The organism is Ruminococcus sp. RTP21484sp1_RTP21281st1_A8_RTP21281_210402 (assembly GCF_040914025.1).
Taxonomy (GTDB): domain Bacteria; phylum Bacillota; class Clostridia; order Lachnospirales; family Lachnospiraceae; genus Blautia_A; species Blautia_A faecis.
In genome coordinates this window covers 1-3,066 of the sequence record NZ_JBCPGE010000092.1, presented here as the reverse complement: position 1 = coordinate 3,066, position 3,066 = coordinate 1, and the positions used below count along the sequence as shown (strand labels likewise).

The following is a 3,066-nucleotide window of genomic DNA, read 5'->3' as shown; positions in this document are numbered from 1 at the left end:
TTATTATCACTTGCAATTCTTTTCGCTTTTTTCACTGATTCTGCTGAAAAAACCTCATATCCGGATTTTTTCAGTGAGAATGTAATTCCACGATTTAAATTTTCATCATCTTCAACCACGAGTATACCTGGCATAGCATCTGCACCTCTCTTTATTAACTATTCATCTTAAAATGCTTCAATGCCTCCACAATTGCACTCTCTTTATCTTCTGGACACTGCGGTTGCCTGCTATCTTCATTTTTAGGTAAATTATAATTCTTTCCAACCTCAATTCCGCATTTTCTCTTTACCTGTGAGATATACAGATTGGAAACCTTCATGCCGGCATTATGTTCAGCCACATATTTCTTTATCTCATCATATGTAGCCTTAGTCTCTGCAGATGTTATATCATATCATCAAGTTCAATCGTGACATTAATGTAATCATCCGGCTTTTGTTTCAGTTGGGACAAAAGAACTACCGTCTCCACCGACACCGTATTCGGGAACATATCAACCGGGCAGACTTTCTTCAATTCGTAGCCTCTTTCACAAAGATACTTCAAATCCCGTGCCAGAGTTGCGCTGTCGCAGCTTACGTAAACTACCCGGTCGGGCTGCATTTTGATAATGGTAGAAAGCAAGGTCTCGTCGCAGCCTTTTCTCGGCGGGTCTACTACAATCACGTCAGCACGCTCACCAGTGCGTGCAAACTGCTCTGGAAGCACTTCCTCAGCTTTTCCCACAAAGAATTCCGTATTATCAAATCCGTTCAGGCGCGCATTCTCTTTAGCATTCTCAATGGCAGCAGGAATGATCTCCACGCCCCTTACCATCTTTGCCTTCTGTGCAAGAAACAGAGAAATTGTTCCAATTCCGCAGTAAAGATCCCACACAGTCTCATTTCCGGAAAGTTGTGCATATTCCAGTGCTTTTCCATAAAGACGCCCTGTCTGGTAAGGATTTACCTGAAAAAAGGACAGCGGCGAAATCTGATAGGAAATCTCTCCGATCTTGTCTGTAATGTATGGCTGTCCCCAGAGCAGCCGCACCTTTTCCCCAAGGATCACATTATTTCGCTTCTTATTCACATTTACCATCACACTGACAGCCTCCGGAATCTGACGAAGGGATTTCACCAGAGCCTCTTCGCCAGGAAGCTTCTCCCCGTTAATGATCAGACAGACCATCATCTCGTCCGTAAAAAAGCCATATCGGATCAGCACATGGCGCACTAAACCCTTGCCAGTGTTCTCATCATACGGCTGAATATGGAACTTCTCCATATGCGCAATCACACGGTCCAAAACCTCCTTATTCCGTGTTACCCCAAGAGCACAGTCCCGGTTCTCAATAATACTGTGTGTACGGCCGGCATAAAATCCGGTAATAATTCTGCCGTCTTTTGACTTTCCAACTGGAAACTGTGCTTTATTTCTATAGTGGAAAGGCTGGTCCATTCCCAGGATTTTCTCCATAGGAATATCTGTAAAGCCGCCAATCCGCTCCAAATGTCCCCTGACTTTGGAAGTCTTAAATTCCAGCTGCTTCTCATAAGAAAGGGCCTGCAGCTGGCAGCCTCCGCATTGTCTTGCGAACTGACACTTCGGCTCCACACGGTCAGGAGATGGGGTGATAATCTCCTCCAATCTTCCGTAACCGTAATTTTTCTTCGCTTTCATGATCTTTGCGCGGACTGTGTCTCCGATTACTGCATCTTTGACAAAAACGGTGAAGCCATCAGCCTTTCCGATACCTTCACCGTCAATTCCGCAATCTTCAATCTTTAACGTAACAATATCATTCTTACGATACTCCATAAAGATTACCATTCTCCTGTCTTTCTTAAGTTAGATTCAAATATTCTGTTAAATCCAAGCCATTCTTTCTTGCTCTTATCTGCTGCAAAAATCTCGGTAAGAGTCTCCATGCGGGCATCTGTATTATCTGCAAGATTCAAGGCAACTGCCTCTACCATGGCAGGTTTCTTAGGGGAACCGTACTCAAGTTCGCCATGATGTGCCAGAATACAATGTACCAGCTGGTTCTCCAGATCCAGTGGAAAGTCCGGTATCTCCTTAATCAGATCATGAATCATCTGTGCTCCGATTATAATATGTCCCAGAAGCTGTCCCTCATCTGTATAATCATTCAGTGGAAAAGAAGAAAGTTCTCTTGTCTTTCCTACATCATGAAGAAGTGCTGCTGTGATCAGCATATCTCGCTTGATCACCGGATAAGCAGATGCCATATAATCACAAAGCCTGGCAACACTTAAAGTATGCTCCATCAGCCCGCCTATAAAGCCATGATGTACGGTCTTGGCTGCGGAATGCTCCTCGAAAGATTTTAAAAATTCTTTATCCTCTATAAACAGTTTCTTCAAAAGTGTATTCAGATAGGTATTCTTCACAGTGCCAATCATGGCAACCAGCTGGGTATACATATCATCCGTGCTGTTCTCACTTACCGGAAGATAATCTGCCGGATTGTACTCACCCTCGCCTGCTTTGCGCACACGCTTGATATTCAGCTGCATAGCTCCTGCAAAGCTGGTCACGTCTCCCATGACTTCAATGTAATCCAGTGCGTCAAAATCATCAATTCCAAGAGAATTCGGATCCCAGATCTTTCCATCCATCATTCCAGTCTTATCCTGGAGTATAATATTCTCATAAGGCTTTCCGTTCTTGGTCACAGCCGGCTGCTTCTGCTTACACAGATAAATGCCACTGATCCGGTCGCCTTCATGCAACTCATTTAAAAAACGCATAATTTCCTTCCCTTTCTAAAAAAGACACGTCCGTTTTCCCAGACATTACAATCTTTTGTATCATAACAAATATTTATGAACATTTTATGAATTTCTCCCCACTTTTTCCTTTTCAAGTCCTTGAAAATCATGTACAATAAGGTGTGCAGTAATTATTGTTTACAAATTTGCTATTTAGTGTGTTGGGAGGGTGAAAAGTTTTCAGGAGGGACGCATTTGGACAATGTGTATTACTCACTCGCCGGCGCAACGCTCCAGCGAACTAACTGCTAACTGCGACTAAATCGTTCAGGAAAGCCTTCACGATTAA

The 3,066-nt window shown here is 43.3% G+C and carries 3 protein-coding genes and 1 pseudogene; all 4 read right to left on the bottom strand.

The window, feature by feature from the left end; translation table 11 throughout:
- A pseudogene (locus AB5170_RS22335) lies at nt 1-134 on the bottom strand (response regulator); the annotation flags it as partial.
- 20 nt (nt 135-154) lie between these two features.
- Nucleotides 155-343 (bottom strand): tRNA (uracil-5-)-methyltransferase, encoded by a 189-nt coding sequence (locus AB5170_RS22330; protein ID WP_202030777.1) that lies wholly within the window; start codon nt 341-343, stop codon nt 155-157.
- Nucleotides 344-387: 44 nt separating this feature from the next.
- Entirely contained in the window at nt 388-1,803 is a 1,416-nt protein-coding gene (gene rlmD / locus AB5170_RS22325) for a 23S rRNA (uracil(1939)-C(5))-methyltransferase RlmD (protein WP_173771806.1), read from the bottom strand.
- Nucleotides 1,804-1,808: 5 nt separating this feature from the next.
- Nucleotides 1,809-2,756: a 3'-5' exoribonuclease YhaM family protein gene (locus AB5170_RS22320; RefSeq protein WP_118581317.1), complete on the bottom strand. Its 948-nt coding sequence runs from the start codon at nt 2,754-2,756 to the stop codon at nt 1,809-1,811.
- Nucleotides 2,757-3,066: the final 310 nt, after the last annotated feature.

Bases quoted from the DNA above. Each gene is read 5' to 3' on its own strand.
- rlmD (WP_173771806.1), bottom strand. From the start codon at position 1,803: ATGGAGTATCGTAAGAATGATATTGTTACGTTAAAGATTGAAGATTGC.
- AB5170_RS22320 (WP_118581317.1), bottom strand. From the start codon at position 2,756: ATGCGTTTTTTAAATGAGTTGCATGAAGGCGACCGGATCAGTGGCATT.